Genomic DNA, 1,565 nt, shown 5'->3' on the forward strand with positions numbered 1-1,565 from the left:
TATAAAGGGCGCATGGTGAATGCCTTGGCATCGGGAGCCGAAGAAGGACGTGATAAGCTGCGATAAGTTTCGGGTAGGCGCAAATAGCCTGTGATCCGGAAATCTCCGAATGAGGAAACTCACATGGGAAACCCCATGTATCCTTAAGTGAATACATAGCTTAAGGAGGGTACACTCAGGGAACTGAAACATCTAAGTACCTGAAGGAAGAGAAAGAAAAATCGATTTCCCTAGTAGCGGCGAGCGAAAAGGAAAGAGCCCAAACCAGAAATTTATTTCTGGGGTTGCGGACAGAACATAAATACTAAATTGCGTTAATCGAAGAGAACTGGAAAGTTCCACCGTAGGAGGTAATAGTCCTGTAGATGAAAATGCGAAATAGTCAGTTCTGATCCAGAGTACCACGAGACACGTGAAACCTTGTGGGAAGCAGGGAGGACCACCTCCCAAGGCTAAATACTACCCGATGACCGATAGTGAAGCAGTACCGTGAGGGAAAGGTGAAAAGAACCCCGGGAGGGGAGTGAAATAGAACCTGAAACCGTGTGCCCACAACCGGTCAGAGCACCATATGAGTGTGATGACGTGCTTTTTGTAGAACGAGCCAACGAGTTACGGTATGTAGCAAGGTTAAGTACTTAAGGTACGGAGCCGAAGGGAAACCGAGTCTGAATAGGGCACAGAGTTGCATGCCGTAGACCCGAAACCGGGTGACCTATCCATGGCCAGGTTGAAGCGAGAGTAAAATCTCGTGGAGGACCGAACCACGTTGGTGTTGAAAAACCATGGGATGAGCTGTGGATAGCGGAGAAATTCCAATCGAACTCGGAGATAGCTGGTTCTCCTCGAAATAGCTTTAGGGCTAGCGTCGGATATGAGTAATGGAGGTAGAGCACTGAATGGGCTAGGGGGCATATCGCTTACCGAACCTTATCAAACTCCGAATGCCATATACTATGAGTCCGGCAGTCAGACTGCGAATGATAAGATCCGTAGTCAAAAGGGAAACAGCCCAGATCGTCAGCTAAGGTCCCAAAGTGTAAGTTAAGTGGAAAAGGATGTGGGATTTCTAAGACAACTAGGATGTTGGCTTAGAAGCAGCCACTCATTAAAAGAGTGCGTAATAGCTCACTAGTCGAGAGATCCTGCGCCGAAGATGTTCGGGGCTCAAACTTACCACCGAAGCTACGGGCTTGCGTAAGCAAGCGGTAGAGGAGCGTCGTAATCGGGCTGAAGTCGTACCGTAAGGAGCGGTGGACTGATTACGAGTGAGAATGTTGGCATTAGTAGCGAGATGTGAGTGAGAATCTCACAGGCCGAAAACCTAAGGTTTCCTCAGGAAGGCTCGTCCGCTGAGGGTTAGTCGGGACCTAAGCCGAGGCCGAAAGGCGTAGGTGATGGACAATCGGTTGATATTCCGATACCACTACCATCGTTATTACCGATGGCGTGACGCAGGAGGATAGGGTGTGCTAGCTATTGGATGCTAGTCTAAGCACTAAGGGAGTTAAGATAGGCAAATCCGTCTTAACAATTCTGAGGTGTGATGGGGAAGTCCATTTTGG

The 1,565-nt window shown here is 48.7% G+C and carries 1 rRNA gene (running past one end of the window); it reads left to right on the plus strand.

Going from position 1 to position 1,565, the window contains the following annotated elements:
* A 23S ribosomal RNA gene (locus tag L1S47_RS20435) occupies positions 1-1,565 on the plus strand (its annotated part continues 1,430 nt past the right edge of the window); the annotation flags it as partial.

Origin of the sequence: Clostridium sp. YIM B02551 (genome assembly GCF_022324735.1) — a bacterium.
Taxonomy (GTDB): domain Bacteria; phylum Bacillota; class Clostridia; order Clostridiales; family Clostridiaceae; genus Clostridium_T; species Clostridium_T paridis.